This window comes from Bradyrhizobium sp. BEA-2-5 (genome assembly GCF_032918025.1).
Classification (GTDB): domain Bacteria; phylum Pseudomonadota; class Alphaproteobacteria; order Rhizobiales; family Xanthobacteraceae; genus Bradyrhizobium; species Bradyrhizobium pachyrhizi.
In genome coordinates this window covers 2921870-2938986 of sequence record NZ_CP136629.1, presented here as the reverse complement: position 1 = coordinate 2938986, position 17117 = coordinate 2921870, and the positions used below count along the sequence as shown (strand labels likewise).

Sequence of the window (17117 nt, the reverse complement as noted above, 5' to 3'; positions counted from 1 at the left end):
CGCGTAGCGGCGAACCCGGAACCTCGAGATTCCAGGTCTGGTCCTTCGGACCATCCCGGAATGACGGACACAAATTGAGGAAACACCGATGCCCGTTCCGACACACGTTTTCGATCCGCCGTTCAACATCATCCGCAGCAGCCATGCCGTGCTCGACGTCACGGATCTCGACAAGAGCGCCGCCTTCTACGAAAAGACAGTCGGCCTCCACATCGAGGACCGCGACGACAAGTCGGTGTATCTGCGCGCCAGCGAGGAGCACCAGCATCACTCGCTGGTGCTGCGCAAGGCGGCAGCGCCGGCCTGCGCGCGGCTCGGCTTCAAGGTCGGCAACGACAAGGATCTCGACAAGGCAGCCGCCTTTCTCTCCGAGAACGGCCTGGCCTACGCCTTCGTCGATCAGCCGTTCCAGGCCCGCACATTGCAGTTCACCGATCCCTTCGGCTTCCAGATCGAGCTCTACGCCTCGATGGACCGGCGGCCGCATCTGCTGCGCCGCTACGACCTCTACCGGGGCTGCCATCCGCAGCGGCTCGATCATTTCAACGTCTTCGCTGCCGAGGTGCAGGACACGATGGAATTCTACGCCCGGCTCGGCTTCCGCCTCACCGAATACGCCGAGGAGGACGGCCCGAACGGGCGCATCGCCGCGGCCTGGATGCATCGCAAGGGCAACGTCCATGATTTCGCCATTACCAACGGCAAGGGTCCGCGCCTGCACCATTTCGCCTATTGGGTACCGACCGCGATGAACATCGTGCATCTCTGCGACGTGATGGCCTCCTCCGGCTACCTCAAGAACATCGAGCGCGGGCCGGGACGCCACGGCATCTCGAACGCGTTCTTCCTCTATGTGCGCGATCCCGACGGACACCGCCTCGAGCTCTACACCAGCGACTACTTCACGGGAGATCACGACCACGAGCCGCTGCGCTGGTCGCTGCGCGATCCCCGCCGCCAGACGCTGTGGGGCGCGCCCGCCCCGCGCTCCTGGTTCGAGCAGGGCTCGCCGTTTTCGGGCCAGGCCGTGCGCGAGCCGAAATTCGTGGCCGACGTGCTGGTAGCGGACTGATACGAGATACTGTTCACCCGTCGTCCCTGCGAAAGCAGGGACCCATAACCACCGACCCACGTTGTTGCGAAGATCGTCGCCCCGCGTGCCATAATGTGAAGCCTGTGGTTATGGGTCCCGGCTCGCGCTTCGCTTGGCCGGGACGACACCAATGATTGGATTGCCGATGACTGCCCCTCGCCTCGCCACCTATTCCGTCAACGGCGCCACCAGCTATGGCGCGGTCACCGACACCGGCATCGTCGACCTCTCGTCGCGCTTCAAGGACTATCCGACCTTGCGGGAAGCGATCGCCGCCGGCGCGCTGAGCAGGCTCGTGGAGGACGCCGCCAGGCGCGCGCCCGACCACGCGCTCGACGCAGTCGCGTGGAAGCCGCCGGTGCCCGCGCCGGAGAAAATCATCTGCATCGGCGTCAACTATCCCGACCGCAACGCCGAGTACAAGGACGGCCAGGACGCGCCGAAATATCCCAGCATGTTCATGCGCTCGCCGCGCTCCTTCGTCGGGCACGACACGCCGCTGGTGCGCCCGCGCGCGTCCGCGCAGCTGGACTATGAGGGCGAGATCGTGCTGGTGATCGGCAAGCAAGGCCGGCACATTCCGGAAAGCGCCGCGCTCGATCACATTGCCGCGCTGACGCTCTGTAACGAGGGCTCGGTACGCGACTGGCTGCGCCACGCCAAGTTCAACGTCACCCAGGGCAAGAACTTCGACTCCAGCGGCAGCCTCGGCCCGTGGCTCGTGCCCTACACCGGTGAAGCGCAGATCGCCGATATCCGTCTGACCACGCGGGTGAACGGCGAGACCCGCCAGGACGACCGCACCTCGCGCTTGATCTTCGGCTTCCGCTACCTCGTGAACTATATCTCGACCTTCGCAACCCTCGTGCCCGGCGATATCATCGTCACGGGCACGCCGACCGGCGCGGGCGCACGGTTCGATCCGCCGCGGTACCTGAAGCCCGGCGACGTCGTCGAGGTCGAGGCCGAGGGCATCGGCCGCTTGTGCAACGGCGTCGTCGACGAAGCCACCTAACCTCACAAGCAAAGTGGACAGTGCCATGACCTCAACATCCGGCGGCGAAGCGATCGTAAGCGGCCTGGTCGCCCATGGCGTCGACACAGTATTCGGCCTGCCCGGCGCGCAGGTCTACGGCCTGTTCGATGCCTTCCACCAGGCGCAGCTCAAGGTGATCGGCGCACGGCACGAGCAGGCCTGCGGCTACATGGCATTCGGCTATGCGCGCTCCAGCGGCAGGCCCGGCGTGTTCAGCGTCGTGCCCGGCCCCGGTGTGCTCAATGCCAGCGCGGCACTGCTGACGGCGTTCGGCTGCAACGAGCCGGTGCTGTGCGTCACCGGCCAGGTGCCGACGCAGTTCCTCGGCAAGGGCCGCGGTCATCTGCACGAGATGCCGGATCAGCTCGCGACCTTGCGCACCTATGTGAAATGGGCCGACCGGATCGAATATCCCGGCAACGCGCCGACGGTCGTGGCGCGCGCGTTCCAGGAGATGATGTCGGGACGGCGCGGCCCTGCCTCGGTCGAGATGCCCTGGGACGTCTTCACCCAGCGCACCCAGGTCGCCCCCATCAAGCCGTTCGATCCGTTGCCGGCGCCGCAGCCCGATCCGGACCGTATCAAGGCAGCTGCCGACCTGATCGCCGGCAGCAAGGCACCGATGATCTTCGTCGGCAGCGGCGCGATCGAGGCGGGCGAGGAGATCCTCGAACTCGCCGAGATGATCGATGCGCCCGTGGTCGCCTTCCGCAGCGGCCGCGGCATCGTCTCGAATGCGCATGAGCTCGGTCTCACCATGGCGGCGGCCTACAGGCTGTGGCCGACAACCGATCTGATGATTGCAATCGGCACGCGCCTCGAGCTGCCGACGATGTCGCGCTGGCCCTACCAGCCCGCCGGACTGAAATGCGTGCGCATCGATATCGATCCGGTCGAGCTGCGGCGCTGGCCGGCCGATGCTGGTGTGATCGCGGACGCCAAGACCGGCACCGCCGATCTCGTCGCCGCCGTGCGCAAGGTGGGCTACCGCAGGACTTCCGGCCGCCGCGCCGCGATCCGCGAGGCAACGGCCGCGACCGAGCAGGAGATCCAGCGTATCCAGCCGCAGATGGCCTATCTCAACATCCTGCGCGAGGTGCTGCCGGCGAACGCGATCGTCACCGATGAACTGTCGCAGGTCGGCTTCGCCTCCTGGTACGGCTTCCCGGTCTACCAGCCGCGCACCTTCATCACGTCGGGCTATCAGGGCACGCTCGGCTCGGGCTTTCCGACCGCGCTTGGTGCCAAGGTCGCCAATCCCGACAAGCCGGTGGTCGCCATTACCGGCGACGGCGGCTTCATGTTCGGCGTGCAGGAGCTTTCGACCGCCGTGCAGTTCAACATCGGCGTGGTGACGCTGGTGTTCAACAACAACGCCTATGGCAACGTCCGCCGCGACCAGCGCGAGCGCTTCGACGGCCGCGTGGTGGCATCGGACCTCGTCAATCCGGATTTCGTCAAGCTCGCGGAGTCCTTCGGCGTGGCGGCCGCGCGCGTCACCGCGCCGGAGCAGTTCAAGGCCGTGCTGGAGAAGGCGCTGGCCCATGGCGGGCCTTACGTGATCTCGGTGGAAGTGCCGACGGATTCGGAAGTTAGCCCCTGGGCGTTCATCCATCCGGCGCGGAATAACTGAGCCAAACGCTCGTCATTCCGGAGCGATGCGCAGCATCGAACCTCAAATGCGCAATGCGCACCGGGGAATCTCGAGATTCCGGGTTCGCTTCGCGCCCCGGAATGACGACGCTAAGCGCTCTTCATGCCGCGTTGCAGCCGTGACGCGGCGATCACCAGCAGGCCTGCGCCTGCGACCGACCAGCAGGCGACCGGCGCCCAGTGCAGCAGCGGCGCATAGTCCGGGATTTTTTGCAGGCCGCCGGCGACTGCCGCCATCCGCGCGAAGGCGCCGAGAGCCAACGCGGAGAATACGAGCCCCGTGACCTTGCCTTCCGCGCCGGTCGAGCCGATCGCAAGCGCGGCCGAGACTGCGCTCATCAGCATGCAGCCCCACGCGGCTCCCGCCATGAATTGCGCCACGATCAGGACGTTGAGACTGCCGGCGATTTCGGCGGCGATGATCGCAAAGGCGCCGAGCAGGCCGGCCGCGCCCATCACGATCAGGCCGCCCCGGTGCTTGACGACGAGGCTCGCCGGAAACATCGCGATGTTGAAGCCGATCCAGAACACCGGCATCAGCCATTGCAGTTCGTCCGGCTCGGCAAAGCGCAGATAGAACGGCGCGCTGTTGATGGCGAAATGCAGCTGATAGCCGAGCGACAGCAGCACCATCGATCCGATCAGGAACATCGGCACCGCGCCGAGCCGCTTCGCCGGGGGCGCCAGCCGCGCCGGCTGCGCCTCTGCCGCGATACGGCGCTCGACGCCGGAGAAGGCGAGCGCCGTCAGCAGCAGCACCGCGCTCGATATCACGAATGGCAGCCGCGCATCGTGCTCGCGCAGCACTACGCCGAGATAGGGCGAGACGGCGCCGGCGACGCCATAGCCCAGCATGGCCAGCGCCGCGAGGAACGGCACCTGCGGCATGGCGCGGTACTTGCCGAGCAAGGTCAGCGGCGGCGCGCGCAGGGCCGATGACGTCACGGCCCAGATCACGATCAGCACAATCAGCCAGACCTTTGCACCCGGCCCGGTGCCGGCGACGTAAGGCAACGCGATGAAGGCGGCGCAGGAGATTGCGGCAAGGATACCGACAAACAAGCCGAGGCGGCCGACCAGGCTCGAGATCCTGTCGGCAGCCATGCCCATCGCCGTGTCGGTGACGGTAAAGATGCCCTGGTCCAGCATCAGGATGAGGATCACGGCCGACGGCGCAAGGCCGACATCCGCTGCGAGCTTCGGCAGGTAGACGACATAGGTCGTCCAGCCCAGCGTGAACACGAGTTGCAGCACGGCCAGATAGACGCCGGTGCGGTTGACGGCGCGGTCAGCCTTGGTGGTCATCCGCCAAGTCTAGACCACCCGGCGCTTTAGCGCACCTTGCGGAAGGTCAAATTGATGCGCTGGCGGCCGAGCACGCTGTGCTCGCCATCGGCGAGCGGTGCGACGCCGTGATAAAATAGCCGTGACGGGCCGCCCCACACCGCAACGTCGCCATGTACGAGCCGGAAGCGGCGCGGCTTGTCGCTGCGCGCCAGGCCGCCGAACAGGAAGGTCGCGGGCAGGCCGAGCGAGACCGAGACGATCGGCGCCGCATAGTCCAGCTCGTCCTTGTCCTGGTGCAGCGACAGTTTTGCGCCGGGGACGTAGCGATTGATCAGGCAGGCCTCAGGCGCGAAGCCGTTGAAGCCGGCTTCGTCAGCGGCGCCGGCGGCGAGCCTGCGCAACACCTCCGGCATTTCAGGCCAGGGTTGTCCCGAGTCGGGATCGATCGCATCATAGCGATAGCCGCTGGGATCGGAGACCCAGCCGACGCTGCCGCAATTGGTCATTGCGACCGACATGCGGTGGCCGCCCGGCGTGATCAGATGCCGGAACGGCGCCTGCTTGACGATGGCGCGCAATGCCGGGATCAGCTCGGCCTCGAACGGCCGGACAAAGCCGCGCAACAGCACCGCGCCATCCGCGATCGTCTCGTGCGACGGCCTTGCATCGCCAATTGTCTCGAACAGATCAGCGGCCACGCCTCTCTCGCGCTCACTTCGCGTCGTGGAAGATCACACCAACGGTGTGGCGATGGCCGGAGCGAATCCGGCTGACGCCATGGCGCAGATTAACGCGGTAGGTGCCGCGTGTCCCCTGCACCGGGCGGTGATGCACAGCGAAGGCGACCGCATCACCCTGCGCGAGCGGCACGACCTCGGCGCGGGACTGCATGCGCGGGCGCTGCTCGGTCAGCACGAACTCGCCGCCGGTGAAATCGCGGCCCGGCTCGGAGAGCAGGATCGCGACCTGGAGCGGGAACACGTGCTCGCCATAGAGGTCCTGGTGCAGGCAATTGTAGTCGCCGTCCCCGTATTGCAGCAGCAGCGGTGTCGGCCGCGCCTGTCCGGCCTCATGGCAGCGCTTCAGAAAGGCCGCATGGCTTTCGGGATAGCGGATGTCGATCCCCATCGCCTCGTTCCAGCGATTGGCTGTCGCGGTCAGCCGCGCATAGAGCGCCGGCCGCAGCTCCGCGATTAAATCCGGCAGCGGATAGGAGAAGTACTTGTACTCGCCGCGGCCAAAGCCGTGGCGGCCCATGACGATGCGGCTGCGGAAGTGCGCGTCATCGGGATAGAGCGCGGCGATGGCATCACATTCCTCAGGCGTCAGCAGACTGTTGAGGACGGCGCATCCCTGCCCGTCGAGGTCGGTCGTGATCCGGTCCCAATCGAGCCCGTCGACGCGGGCCGGGATGCCGGTGGGTAGGCGGGTGATGGTTTTGGCTGTTGCTGTCATGGGACGGAATCTGGCCCCTGATTGCGGGAGTCGCCACCCGATTTCCGATCGAAAGATGCAGAGAACGTCACCGCAATTACGGTGTCGTCTCGGCGAAAGCCGGGACCCATAACCACCGTCGCTAGTTGTTGAAATCGCTGGGGCCACAGCGTGCCAACCACAACGCCCCGTGGCTATGGGTCCCTGTGTCTTGGAAGTCTGTCAGGATGGGTTGGGCGGGAAGCCGTTGGGTCCTTGGCGCTTGACGCCGTGAGCCGGCTCGGCCTCCCGCCCGTTCCATTACCAACCTGAACAGTTGCACGAGGCTGCGCCAACAGACCTCGCATCACAGGGACAGGCACCGTGATCATACCCCCTCGTTATGTCGGAATCGACGTCTCCAAGAAGCATCTCGATATCTTTGATGAAGCTGACGGCGTGTCCAGGCGCGCGCAGGAGAAGAACCGGCGCAGCGAGGCCGACGACCGCGCCATGGCCGAACGGATCAGTCGGCTCATTGAGGTTCTCGACGGCGAGATCGCCGAGATCGAGGCCGATATCAACGCATTGACCAAGGCCGAGCCGGAGATCGCGGACGATGCGCGGTTGATGCGCTCACTGCCGGGCGTGGGTCCCGTGGCTTGCATGCAGCTGATCGCGAAGATGCCGGAACTTGGACATGTTGGAGCGAAGCAGATCGCCGCGCTCGCGGGCCTTGCCCCCTTCAACGTCGACAGCGGCGCCTTCCGTGGAAAACGCAAGATCGCCGGCGGCCGAAAGCGCGTTCGTGACGCCCTCTATATGGCGGCTCTGAACGCGGTTCGTCGGGCCGATCCATTCAAGGCCTTCTACGCGCGGCTGCGACAGGTCGGCAAACCAGCCAAGCTCGCTCTCATTGCCGTCGCCAGGAAGCTCCTAACGGTCCTCAACGCCATGATGCGCGACAGAAAGCCCTACCTGCAGACCAAGCCGACATAACAGTTGCCGGCTTTCGCCGGGACGACGCGTGGAGCGAGTGTTAGCTGACTTTCTCGGGCGCGACTTGCGACGAAATCAACCCCGCACCGGCAGCGTCACCACCTCGTAGCCGTGCTTGATCGTGCGCTTCAGCACGGGATCCTCCAGCTCGAAGTCGAAGCGGTCGGCGGGGCGGATGCCGCCTTTGGCGGCGAAGGTGCCGCCGAACATGGCGCAGCCGTCGGGCAGCGCGCCCTGATCGAAGCCGCGCGCGATCAGGTCCTTCACCGGCAGCATGTGATCGAGCGTGCCTTCCTGGTAGAGCACGCGCTGGCCGCCGATCACCGCCCAGGAGCGCAGAACCAGCTGGTCCCAATGGCCGATCACGTCCTCGAGCTCCCAGAGCTCCGATGCCATGGGCTTGTCGCACATCTGCTTGGACACCGTGACGCTGTAGGCCTCGACCTTGCGGTCGGTGTGGTCGGAGCCGCAGCCGACGAAGATGCGGTCCTGCCAGCCGATCAGCACGAACTCGACCTCGCCACTGGAATCCTCGCCGCAGACCTCGATGGCATCGGCGAAGGTAAGCCGGCGCGCCGAGCAGCGGTAGTAGATCGGCGTGGTCGCGGGCCGCGCGATGCCGAGCGCCTCGAGCTCGGCGATATGCTTGTCGCGCGCCACCGGATCGCGGCCTGTCCAGCCGGCGATCACGGCCTGCCTGATTTCCAGCGTCAGCGGAGTGGCGACGCCCTTGTCGTCGACATTGAAGGTGAGATCAAACACGGATCACGGTCTCCATTCCGGCAGCGAGCTCGAAAATGCGCCGATCCGAACCGCCCGCGGCGGCGAGCATCAGGCCGACCGGCGCCTCGCCCTCGCGATGCGCGGGCAGCGAGATCGCGCAGCCGTCGAGCACATTGATCAGCGTGCAATTGCGCAGCGCGCGCAAATTCTCGGTGGCGAACGCCTTGTCGTCGGAGAGGCTGGCGATCGTCGGCGGCAGGTTCGCCGTGGTCGGCAGCACCATCGCATCATAGGGCGCGATCCGCTTCTCGGTGCGGGCGATGAAGGAGCGGCGCGCGTTGAGCAGATCGATATAGTCGGCGGCAGGAAAGCCCTCGCCGCGCTGGATGCGCACGGCGACGCGCGGATCGTAGACGTCGCCCTTGCTGGCCAGCAGGAAGCGATGCCAGGCATAGCTTTCGGCGGCGGCAAAGCCGCCCTTGGCGTTCATGACGCCGACATCGAGCAATTCGGGCACCTCGATCCGCTCGATCAAGGCGCCGGCGCGCGACAGCGAAGCGAGCGCGCGCTCGAAGGTTTTTGCGACGGCATCGTCGAGGTCGTCGAGCGCGATCGTGGTGGGCACCGCGAGCCGCATGCCCTTGACCGGGCGCGGCGTGACCGGCGTCACCGGCTGATCCGCCAGCACCGCGTCGAGCGCGGCGCAGCAGGCCACCGAATTGGCCAGCGGGCCGATGCTGTCGAGCGAGAACGAGAGCGGCACGGAGCCGTCGAGCGGCACGCGGCGCTGCGTCGGCTTGTAGCCGACGATGCCGTTGAAGGCAGCCGGAATCCGGCAGGAGCCGCCGGTATCGGTGCCGAGCGCACCATGCGCCATGCCGTCCAGCACCGAAACGGCCGCACCCGAGGAGGAGCCGCCGGGCACGTGACCCTCGCTCCGGTTCCAGACGCCCTTCGGGGTGCCGTAATGTGGATTGATGCCGATGCCGGAATAGGCGAACTCGGTCATGTTGGTGCGGCCGATCACGACGAATCCGGCCCTGCGCAGCCGCGCCACCGTTGCGGCATCCTGCTCGGCGGGCGGGGAATCATCGAGCGCGCGCGAGCCGGCGCGCGTCACCTGGCCCTTGATGTCGAACAGGTCCTTGATCGAGATCGGAATGCCGGCATAGCGCGACGGCGCCGCCTTGGCCTTGCGCAAGCCGTCCATTGCGTCGGCCGCCGCCAGCGCGGCGTCCTTGTCGACATGGATGAAGGCGCGCTGGCCTTCGCCGGCGGGATCAGCGATCCTGGCGATGCACTGCTCGACGAGCTTGCGGGCAGAGGTCGCGCCGCTGGCGAGATCGGCGGCAAGGGAGGCGAGTGTCGGATTCTTGGGCATGGCTTTCACTTCACGGCTTGCACTTCATGGCTTGCAGTTAATTGTCGCGCGAACCGGGGCCGATTTCCAGCCCGCCGGCCCCTCACCTCGCATCACTTCAGCCCGAAATAGGCGCGGTGCAGCTCTTCATTGCCGCTCATCTCGGCAACCGTGCCGGAGAAGCGGATCCGCCCGCCTTCCAGCACGAATACGCGGGTGGCAATCTCAAGAAAACCGATATTTTGCTCAGCGATCAAGAGTGCCAGTCCGCGGCCCTGCAGGCTCGACAAGGCGCGCAGCACCTCCTTGACGAACAGCGGCGACAGCCCGGCCGAAGGCTCGTCCATCACCAGCAGCTTCGGCTCGGCCGACAGCGCCTTGGCGATGCCGAGCATCTTGCGCTGGCCGCCGGACAGGCTGGATGCGGGGTCGCGGCGCTTGTCGCGCAGCACCGGGAACAGGCCGTACAGTTCGTCGACCCGCGCCCCCGGATCGGCATGGCCCAGCGCCTGCGCGCCGACGCGGATGTTCTCCTCGATCGACAGGTCGGGAAACACCGCAAGCTCCGACATGTAGGTCATGCCGCGCTTCATGCGGTCCGACGAGCGCATCCTGGTGATGTCCTCACCGCCGAGCTTGATGTGGCCGCTGCGGGCTTCGATCAGGCCAACCAGCGACTTCAGGAACGTGGTCTTGCCCGCGCCGTTGGCGCCGAGCAGCAGCACGGTCTCGCCGGGGCGGACGTCGAGATCGACGCCCCACAGCACCTGCATGGTGCCGTAGCCGGCATCGACGCCCCTCGTGTCCAGAAGCGGCACCGCGTCAGTGGGCATGCTCGCCTCCCAAAAATACCTCGATCACCTGCGGCTCGCGTACCGCGGTCGCCAGCGTGCCCTCGAAGATCTCCCTGCCCGCATTGAGCACGATGACGCGGTCGGTGATCTGCTCGATGAAGCCCATCAGATGCTCGACCACGATGATCGCCATGCCGGTCGCGGCCAAGGCCTTGATGCGGCCAGCGATCCAGTCGAGCTCTGCCGGGTTGAGGCCGGCCGCGAGTTCGTCGAGCAGCAGCAGCCGCGGCCGCGTGGCGAGCGCACGGGTCAGATCGAGCATCTTCTGCTGTGCGCTGTTGAGATCGGCGGCCGGACGGTCGGCGACCTCCTTCAGCCTGAAATCCTCGAGCAGTTCGGCGATCGACGGCGCACGGGTCGCGCCGCCATAGGCCAGCGCCACCTGGATGTTCTCGCGCACCGTGAGCGACAGGAACGGCTTCGGCACCTGGAAGGTGCGGTTGATGCCGCGATGAACGAGCTTGTGCGAGGCGACGCCGCCGGCGGACGCGCCGTCGAACACGACCTCGCCGCCATCAGGCGCATAGAGACCGGAGATCACATTGATCGCCGTGGTCTTGCCGGAGCCGTTCGGGCCGACGAGGCCCAGGATCTCGCCCGGCACGACGTGAAAGCTGAGGCCATCGAGTGCGTGGAAGCCGCCGAAGCGCTTGACCAGCTTCGAGACCTCAAGGATCGGGGTTTTCTCAGGGGACATGCCACCCCCTGCGGGTTGCCAGCGACACCAGTCCTGCGGGCAGGAACAGCACCAGGCCCATGATCAGAAGGCCATAGATCAGTTGGAAATATTGCGGCGTGGTGAAGCCGATCAGATTGTAGATGCCGTAGAGGATCAGCACGCCGACGATCGGTCCGGTGATGGTGGCGACGCCGCCGAACAGCGCGAACACGATCGCGAAGATCGAGAATTCGCCGGAGAACACGTTGTCCGGATAGAACACCGAGACGTACCAGGCGTAGATGCCGCCGGCGAGGCCGGCCACCAGCGCCGAGGCGAGCCAGGCAATCACCCGCATCTTCACGATATTGACGCCGGCCATCGAGGCCGACACCGCGTCCTCGCGCACAGCCTGCAGCGCCAGCCCGAACGGCGAGTTCTTCAGATAGACCACTGCGCCGACGGTCAGCGCCATCACGACGACCGCGGCATAATACGCATGGCTCGGGTTGAACGTGCCGGTGAGCGACACGCCGTAGGGCCCCTTGGTGATGCCCTCCAGCGCCGGATTGGCGACGAAGTGCAGCACCGCGAGCGAGGCCGCGAGATTGGCGATCGCGAAATACGCACCCGACAGCCGCAGCAGTGGCGTCAATAGCAGGCCGAGCGCAACCGCCACGACGCCGCCGACCAGCACGGCGAGCGGCGCCGGTGTATGCAGATGCATCACCATGATGGCGAAGCCATAGGCGCCGGCGCCGAAGAAGCCGACATAGCCGAACGGCAGATAGCCGGTGAAGCCATAGATGATGTTCACGCCTTGCGCGAGGATCAGGAAGATCACGAAGTTGAACAGCAGCAGATGGTTTTGATAAACGCCGGGCAGCAGTGCGAACACCACCACCAGCGGCGCAAGGATGAACAGCAGGTGTTTCGAGGCGTTATGCAACGCGCACCCGCCTTCCGAGCAGACCGCTCGGACGCAACAACAGGATCACGATCAACAACACATAGGGCAGCAAGTCGGCCCAGGAACTGAGATAGGTCTGCACCAGCATGTAGCACAGGCCGTAGACGACACCGCCGAGCGCAGTGCCGAGTGGATTGCCGAGCGAACCCAGCACGACGATCGCAAACGACGTCACGGTCGCGTCGGCGCCGAACGCCGGCGTCACCGAGCCGAACATGAAGGGCGCGAACACGCCGGCGACCGCCGCGATGCCGAGCCCGATACCGAACGCCGCCGCCGAGACGCGATCGACATCGATGCCGGTCGCCAATGCCTCGTCGCGCCGTGACATCACCGCGCGGGTCAGGGTGCCGAGCCGGGTGTGGTAGAGGTAGAGGTAGACCAGCGCGATCGCAATCAGGCTGGTGATGGCCGCGATCACCCAGGGTGCGGGAAAGCCCTGGCCGAAGATCTGGATCGGCCCTGCGCCGCCCGCCTTGCCGCCGAACCACTTCACCTTGATGGTCGTGAACACGGTGCCGAGCAGCCGGCTCTGGATCGAACGCTCGCTGGTGCCGGCGAAGATCGTGGTGACGGCTTCGATCACCTGCGACAGGCCGAAGAACAGGATGATCGACAGCATTTCCGGATTGGCCGAGCCCTGCAGCCGCGGCACCAGCACCCAGTACAGCAGCACGCCCACCAGCACGAACACCACGAAGGCGAGCGGCACCGCGAACAGCGGGTCGATGCCGGCGAGGCCGACCACGCCGAGCGCAATGAAAGCGCCGAGCATCAGGATGTCGCCATGCGCAAGGTTGACGATGCGCATGACGCCGAACACGAGATTGAGACCGATACCGACCAGGCTGAAGTACAGCCCGAACAGCACGCCGGCAACGAGCGCATAGGTCATGCTACCGCTCGCCGCCGAAGGTTACGCCTGCCGCACTCACCTGCATCACGGCGCCGGATAGATCGGCTTGCCGGTGGCGGTCTCGTGCGGATAGATCGAGACGAACTTGATGTGGTCGTGCTCGTCGACCGTGAGCTGGCCGAGCGGCGTCAGTTCGCCGATCTGACCGCCGGTCTCATCCAGCGCGAAGGTGCCGTCCAGCGTCTTGAGCTGGCCGCTGAGCGAGAACACCGCGCGGCGCAGCTCCATCTGGTCGAGGCTGGTCGCAACCGACAGCGTCTTCTCGATCACCAGCGCCGTGGTGTAGCCGGCCACCGCGTTGAAGCCGAACTCCATCTTGCCGTCGTTGTACTTCTTGGTCCAGGCGGCGCGGAAATCCTTCATGTTCATCCCGAAATTGACGGGATAGTCCAATTCGGACGGCGGCACATAGGTCCAGATGTGCTCGAGGCCCTTGGCGCCGACATTCTTCTCGAGCAACTCGGTCTCGAGGCCGGCATAGATCGCGAACAGCATCTTGAACTTGGTGCCGACGTCCTGGACGTTGCGCAGGAAGGCGATGTCGTTCGGCGCATAGCCAAAATGGATCACCGCGTCCGGATTGGCGTTGCTGATGTTGTTGATGATGACGTTGTAGTTGGTGGTCTCGGTCGGAACGCCCTGGTCATAGACGATCTCGATCGGCGCACCGGACTCCTTGACGAACTTGCGGAACGCGTTGGCCTGGGTGCCGGTGAACTCGTTGGTCGAATAGAGGATCGCGACCTTCTTGATGCCGAGGCCAGGGCCGTCATGGCTGATGAAGTCGGCGACCGGCTTCGGCCACACCGTCGACACCGGATCGGCCATCAGCGCGATGTAGGGATTGTCCTTGGAGAAGAAGCTCGCGCCGGTGCCGGTCTGGTCGAACAGGAACATCTTGTGATCGCGCGCGATCGCAACCGCGGGCGCCGTCAGCACCGATCCGGAATCGGCGACCAGGAGATCGACCTTATCCTGGGTGACGAGCTGATTATAAAGCGTCGAGGCGGTCGCGGTGTTGCTCTGGTCGTCATAGGAGACGAGCTTGATCGGGATCTTCTTGTCAAACGCCTTCACGAACACGCCGCCCTCGGCGTTCTTCTGTTCGACCCACAATTTTAGCGAGCTGTAGACCGGCATCGAGATCGAGGCGTAGCGCCCCGACGACGCATAGAGCGTGCCGATCTTGATCTCCGACGGTGCGTCGGCGGCCATCGCCTGCGTGGCAAATGCGAGGCTGGCAGCGAGTGCCGCGCCGATGATCCTCAGCATGATATGTTCCTCCCGGCTATCTTGAACGTGTCTTGGACGTATCTTGGACGCGGCCCTTCTACGCGCCGGATCGGAGCGACACAAGCATCGCGGCCTTAGCAATTGTGCGAGGGGCGGAATATGCGGCATGCGCGGGACACAGGCCGCTGCGCGGAGCATGGATGGACCGTTGACGGGCCTTGGTTCAATGTCGCATCAAGACTGTAACGATTTCGGGAGGAGACATCAGACATGGCCGAGCCAGCGCGCGCGACCGAAGCCAACGCCGGAGACCCAGCATTTCTGGGACGGCACGAAAGCGGGCGAATTACGGCTGCAGCGCTGCGACGCCTGCGCGCATGTCTACTTCCCGCCGCGCCCGTTCTGCCCCTCCTGCGCCTCGCGCAAGGTCTCGGTCTTCAAGGCGAGCGGCAAGGGTTTCCTCTACAGCTACGTGATCAACCATCGCCCCGCCGCGCCGGGCTTCACGCCGCCTTACGCCATCGCCGTGGTCGAGCTCGACGAGGGCCCGCGGATGATGAGCAACATCATCGACTGCCCGCAGACGCCGGAGGCGCTCGAGCTCGACATGAAGCTCGAGGTCGCTTTCCAGGAGCTCGACGACAAGATCACCCTCCCCGTCTTCCGTCCGGCGAAGGGGTAAGCCCATGCGCAAGAACCAGGTTGCCGTCGTCGGCGCGGCCGAGACCACCGAGCTCGGCGTCATCCCCAACGCCTCGCAGCTCCAGCTCCATGCGGACGCCGCTCTCAACGCCATCGCAGATGCCGGGCTGAAGCTGTCCGACATCGACGGCTTTGCCACCGCGGTCGAGACGCCGCAGCAGGTCTGCCACTATCTCGGCATCAAGCCGACCTGGGTGGACGGCACCTCGGTCGGCGGCTGCTCGTTCATGCTCCACGTCCGCCATGCCGCCGCAGCGATCGAGGCGGGCCTGTGCAAGACCGTACTGATCACCCACGCCGAGAGCGGCAAGTCGATGATCGGCAAGCTGCCGCGCTCGACCCCGCCGGACAGCCTCAACGGCCAATTCGAGGCGCCCTATGGCGTCTACGGTCCGCCCAGCATGTTTCCGATCCCCGTGCTGCGCTTCATGAAGACCTGGGGCATCACCCACGAGCAGCTCGCTTCGGTGGCCGTGGTGCAGCGGGAATGGGCGGCGAAGAATCCGCGCGCGATGATGAAGGACCCGATCACGGTCGCCGACGTGCTCAACTCGCGCATGATCGCCTATCCGTTCCGCCTGCTCCAGTGCTGCCTCGTCACCGACGGCGGCGGCGCGCTGATCCTGACCTCCGCGGACCGCGCGAAGGACTTTCCGCGCAAGCCCGTCTACATCATGGGCACCGGCGAGAGCGTGGAGACGCCGATGGTCAGCCAGATGGAGACGTTCAATTCCTCGCGCGCGTTCAAGACCGCGGGTCCTCTCGCCTTCAAGGAAGCCGGCATCGCGCATGAGGACGTCGACCATCTCATGATCTACGATGCGTTTGCGCATCTGCCGCTGTTCGGGCTCGGCGACCTCGGCTTCATGCCTTATGAGGAGACCGGCAAGTTCATCGCGGACGGCAACACGCGTCCCGGCGGCAAGTTGCCGCTCAACACCAATGGCGGCGGATTGAGCTACATGCATTCAGGCATGTACGGCATGTACGCGCTGCAGGAGAGCGTCCGCCAGATGCGCGGCATCGCGCCGGCGCAGGTGCCGAACGCGAGGATTTCGGTGTGCCACGGCGTCGGCGGCATGTTCGCCGCAAGCGGCACGATCGTGTTTACGAACGAGAGGTAATTTCTCGTCGTTCCGGGATGGTCCGAAGGACCAGACCCGGAACCTCGAGATTCCGGGTTCGCACTTCGTGCGCCCGGAATGACGGTCCCAACCAGGAGAGCCGACATGGCGAAATCACTGCAAGACAAGGTCATCATCGTCACCGGCGCAGGCCGCGGCATCGGGCGCGAGATCGCACTGCTGTGCGCGGCGGAGGGCGCGAAGGTCGTCGTCAACGATCCCGGCAGCGCCGCGGATGGCGCCGGGTCGAACGCAGCTCCGGCCGAAGAGGTGGTCGAGGAGATTAAGAAGCGCGGCGGCACGGCGGTCGCCAATTTCGAGTCGGTGGCGGAGGCGATCCCCGCCAGCAAGATCGTGAAGACCGCGACCGATCATTTCGGCCGACTCGACGGCGTCGTCAACAATGCCGGCATCCTGCGCGACATGATCTTCCACAAGATGAGCGTGGAGGCGTTCGAGGCCGTCATCAAGGTGCATCTGATGGGCTCGTTCTATGTCAGCCACGCCGCGGCCCGCGTCTTCCGCGAGCAGGAGTCGGGCTCGTTCGTGCATTTCACCTCGACCTCGGGCCTGATCGGCAATTTTGGCCAGGCCAACTACGCCGCCGCAAAGCTCGGCATCGTCGGGCTCTCCAAGTCGATCGCGCTCGACATGGGCCGCTTCAACGTCCGCTCCAACTGCGTCTCGCCCTTCGCCTGGACCCGCATGATCGGAACCATCCCGACCGAGACCGAGGCCGAGAAGGCGCGCGTCGAGAAGATCAAGCAGATGGGGCCGGAGAAGATCGCCCCGCTCTGCGGCTATCTGCTCGGCGATTCCGCCAAGGACGTCACCGGCCAGATCTTCGGCGTGCGCATGAACGAGATCTTCCTGTTCAGCCAGAACCGTCCGATCCGCTCTGTGCAGCGGAGCGAAGGCTGGACGCCGCAGTCGATCGCCGAACACGGCATGCCGGCACTGAAAGGCTCGTTCTACAAGCTCGACCGCTCCGCCGACATCTTCACCTGGGATCCGATCTGAATTTGATCTGATCTTCCGATCCGATCTGACATTTTTATGAAATCGTCGCCTCCGCGAAACAGCGGGGGCGCCACAC

At 65.5% G+C, this 17117-nt stretch carries 17 protein-coding genes; 7 read left to right on the top strand and 10 right to left on the bottom strand.

What is annotated here, in order from left to right; genetic code table 11:
• Positions 1-88: 88 nt before the first annotated feature.
• The 3 genes from hpaD (at position 89) to RX327_RS13620 (ending at position 3762) form a co-directional block, all read left to right on the top strand.
• Entirely contained in the window at positions 89-1072 is a 984-nt protein-coding gene (hpaD, locus tag RX327_RS13630; protein ID WP_317250575.1) for a 3,4-dihydroxyphenylacetate 2,3-dioxygenase, read from the top strand.
• A 166-nt stretch (positions 1073-1238) separates the two neighbouring features.
• The gene (locus RX327_RS13625; RefSeq protein WP_317250574.1) at positions 1239-2108 is read left to right on the top strand and encodes a fumarylacetoacetate hydrolase family protein; all 870 of its coding nucleotides are present in this window, start codon (positions 1239-1241) and stop codon (positions 2106-2108) included.
• Positions 2109-2133: 25 nt separating this feature from the next.
• Positions 2134-3762 (top strand): thiamine pyrophosphate-dependent enzyme, encoded by a 1629-nt coding sequence (locus tag RX327_RS13620; RefSeq protein WP_317250573.1) that lies wholly within the window; start codon positions 2134-2136, stop codon positions 3760-3762.
• Between the two features lie 110 nt (positions 3763-3872).
• On the opposite strand, the gene RX327_RS13615 is transcribed toward RX327_RS13620, so the two are convergent.
• The 3 genes from RX327_RS13615 to RX327_RS13605 are packed head-to-tail and all read right to left on the bottom strand — an operon-like array spanning position 3873 to position 6524.
• Entirely contained in the window at positions 3873-5087 is a 1215-nt protein-coding gene (locus RX327_RS13615) for an MFS transporter (RefSeq protein ID WP_317250572.1), read from the bottom strand.
• 26 nt (positions 5088-5113) lie between these two features.
• Positions 5114-5767 (bottom strand): DNA oxidative demethylase AlkB, encoded by a 654-nt coding sequence (gene alkB / locus RX327_RS13610; RefSeq protein WP_317250571.1) that lies wholly within the window; start codon positions 5765-5767, stop codon positions 5114-5116.
• 13 nt (positions 5768-5780) lie between these two features.
• Entirely contained in the window at positions 5781-6524 is a 744-nt protein-coding gene (locus RX327_RS13605) for a 2OG-Fe(II) oxygenase (RefSeq protein WP_317250570.1), read from the bottom strand.
• Between the two features lie 342 nt (positions 6525-6866).
• Between RX327_RS13605 and RX327_RS13600 the strand changes: the two genes are divergently transcribed.
• A complete protein-coding gene (locus RX327_RS13600; RefSeq protein ID WP_317250569.1) occupies positions 6867-7481 on the top strand; it encodes a transposase in 615 nt (204 codons plus the stop codon).
• A 75-nt stretch (positions 7482-7556) separates the two neighbouring features.
• Here RX327_RS13600 and RX327_RS13595 read toward each other — a convergent pair whose 3' ends face one another.
• From RX327_RS13595 to RX327_RS13565, 7 genes are all read right to left on the bottom strand, one after another.
• Positions 7557-8243, bottom strand: coding sequence for a DUF2848 domain-containing protein (locus RX327_RS13595; protein ID WP_317250568.1), 687 nt, complete (start codon positions 8241-8243; stop codon positions 7557-7559).
• The gene (locus RX327_RS13590; protein WP_317250567.1) at positions 8236-9585 is read right to left on the bottom strand and encodes an amidase; all 1350 of its coding nucleotides are present in this window, start codon (positions 9583-9585) and stop codon (positions 8236-8238) included. The genes RX327_RS13595 and RX327_RS13590 overlap by 8 nt, the downstream gene beginning before the upstream one ends.
• 92 nt (positions 9586-9677) lie before the next feature.
• Positions 9678-10397: an ABC transporter ATP-binding protein gene (locus RX327_RS13585; protein ID WP_050386059.1), complete on the bottom strand. Its 720-nt coding sequence runs from the start codon at positions 10395-10397 to the stop codon at positions 9678-9680.
• Positions 10387-11115: an ABC transporter ATP-binding protein gene (locus RX327_RS13580; RefSeq protein WP_050386058.1), complete on the bottom strand. Its 729-nt coding sequence runs from the start codon at positions 11113-11115 to the stop codon at positions 10387-10389. The genes RX327_RS13585 and RX327_RS13580 overlap by 11 nt, the downstream gene beginning before the upstream one ends.
• Positions 11105-12025, bottom strand: coding sequence for a branched-chain amino acid ABC transporter permease (locus RX327_RS13575; protein WP_050386057.1), 921 nt, complete (start codon positions 12023-12025; stop codon positions 11105-11107). The genes RX327_RS13580 and RX327_RS13575 overlap by 11 nt, the downstream gene beginning before the upstream one ends.
• A complete protein-coding gene (locus RX327_RS13570; RefSeq protein WP_050386056.1) occupies positions 12018-12941 on the bottom strand; it encodes a branched-chain amino acid ABC transporter permease in 924 nt (307 codons plus the stop codon). The genes RX327_RS13575 and RX327_RS13570 overlap by 8 nt, the downstream gene beginning before the upstream one ends.
• Before the next feature lie 45 nt (positions 12942-12986).
• Entirely contained in the window at positions 12987-14234 is a 1248-nt protein-coding gene (locus tag RX327_RS13565; protein ID WP_028331755.1) for an amino acid ABC transporter substrate-binding protein, read from the bottom strand.
• Positions 14235-14421: 187 nt separating this feature from the next.
• On the opposite strand from RX327_RS13565, the gene RX327_RS13560 reads away from it, so the two are divergent.
• The 3 genes from RX327_RS13560 (at position 14422) to RX327_RS13550 (ending at position 17041) form a co-directional block, all read left to right on the top strand.
• Positions 14422-14877, top strand: a complete 456-nt coding sequence (locus RX327_RS13560) for a Zn-ribbon domain-containing OB-fold protein (RefSeq protein ID WP_317250565.1) — start codon at positions 14422-14424, stop codon at positions 14875-14877.
• Between the two features lie 4 nt (positions 14878-14881).
• On the top strand, positions 14882-16021 hold the full coding sequence (locus RX327_RS13555; RefSeq protein ID WP_317250564.1) for a thiolase C-terminal domain-containing protein: 1140 nt from the start codon (positions 14882-14884) through the stop codon (positions 16019-16021).
• 105 nt (positions 16022-16126) lie between these two features.
• Positions 16127-17041, top strand: a complete 915-nt coding sequence (locus RX327_RS13550) for an SDR family NAD(P)-dependent oxidoreductase (RefSeq protein ID WP_317250563.1) — start codon at positions 16127-16129, stop codon at positions 17039-17041.
• Positions 17042-17117 lie beyond the last annotated feature (76 nt).

What these genes read in the sequence shown, in the direction of transcription:
- hpaD (WP_317250575.1), top strand. Translation starts at nt 89, where the DNA reads ATGCCCGTTCCGACACACGTTTTCGATCCGCCGTTCAACATCATCCGC.
- RX327_RS13550 (WP_317250563.1), top strand. Translation starts at nt 16,127, where the DNA reads ATGGCGAAATCACTGCAAGACAAGGTCATCATCGTCACCGGCGCAGGC.
- RX327_RS13570 (WP_050386056.1), bottom strand. Translation starts at nt 12,941, where the DNA reads ATGACCTATGCGCTCGTTGCCGGCGTGCTGTTCGGGCTGTACTTCAGC.
- RX327_RS13620 (WP_317250573.1), top strand. Translation starts at nt 2,134, where the DNA reads ATGACCTCAACATCCGGCGGCGAAGCGATCGTAAGCGGCCTGGTCGCC.
- RX327_RS13555 (WP_317250564.1), top strand. Translation starts at nt 14,882, where the DNA reads ATGCGCAAGAACCAGGTTGCCGTCGTCGGCGCGGCCGAGACCACCGAG.
- RX327_RS13560 (WP_317250565.1), top strand. Translation starts at nt 14,422, where the DNA reads ATGTCGCATCAAGACTGTAACGATTTCGGGAGGAGACATCAGACATGG.
- RX327_RS13605 (WP_317250570.1), bottom strand. Translation starts at nt 6,524, where the DNA reads ATGACAGCAACAGCCAAAACCATCACCCGCCTACCCACCGGCATCCCG.
- RX327_RS13585 (WP_050386059.1), bottom strand. Translation starts at nt 10,397, where the DNA reads ATGCCCACTGACGCGGTGCCGCTTCTGGACACGAGGGGCGTCGATGCC.
- RX327_RS13580 (WP_050386058.1), bottom strand. Translation starts at nt 11,115, where the DNA reads ATGTCCCCTGAGAAAACCCCGATCCTTGAGGTCTCGAAGCTGGTCAAG.
- RX327_RS13565 (WP_028331755.1), bottom strand. Translation starts at nt 14,234, where the DNA reads ATGCTGAGGATCATCGGCGCGGCACTCGCTGCCAGCCTCGCATTTGCC.
- RX327_RS13625 (WP_317250574.1), top strand. Translation starts at nt 1,239, where the DNA reads ATGACTGCCCCTCGCCTCGCCACCTATTCCGTCAACGGCGCCACCAGC.
- RX327_RS13615 (WP_317250572.1), bottom strand. Translation starts at nt 5,087, where the DNA reads ATGACCACCAAGGCTGACCGCGCCGTCAACCGCACCGGCGTCTATCTG.
- RX327_RS13590 (WP_317250567.1), bottom strand. Translation starts at nt 9,585, where the DNA reads ATGCCCAAGAATCCGACACTCGCCTCCCTTGCCGCCGATCTCGCCAGC.